Source organism: Paraburkholderia sp. SIMBA_030 (genome assembly GCF_046535245.1).
Taxonomy (GTDB): Bacteria; Pseudomonadota; Gammaproteobacteria; order Burkholderiales; family Burkholderiaceae; genus Paraburkholderia.
Map to the genome: position 1 here is coordinate 1 of NZ_JAWRXB010000199.1, position 333 is coordinate 333.

Sequence of the window (333 nt, forward strand, 5' to 3'; positions counted from 1 at the left end):
TGCTATCGCGATTGGTCGCAACGCGTACATTGAAGGGACCCTGCGGTGACGACGCTTCAGGGCAATGTCACGACGCTGCAAGGCCAGATTACGAACATCAACGGCAAGCTCGCTGATGCGGTGCTGTACGACTCGTCGACGCACAACTCGGTGACGCTGGGTGGCGTGGGCGCAAGCACGAACGTCAAGCTGACGAACGTGGCAGCAGGTACGCTGTCGTCGACGAGCACGGATGCGGTGAACTGCTCCCAGCTGGGACTCGATCGAGCGCGCGCAGAAACTCGCGCAGAAGGTGAACGGCGAGCTCGATCAGTGCGTGCCGCCGCCCGCTCC

The 333-nt window shown here is 62.8% G+C and carries 1 protein-coding gene; it reads left to right on the plus strand.

The features are described from left to right. Window positions 1-45: 45 nt before the first annotated feature. Window positions 46-333 (plus strand): hypothetical protein (locus tag SB772_RS39655; RefSeq protein WP_410838474.1); only part of this gene is annotated, 288 nt, incomplete at its 3' end.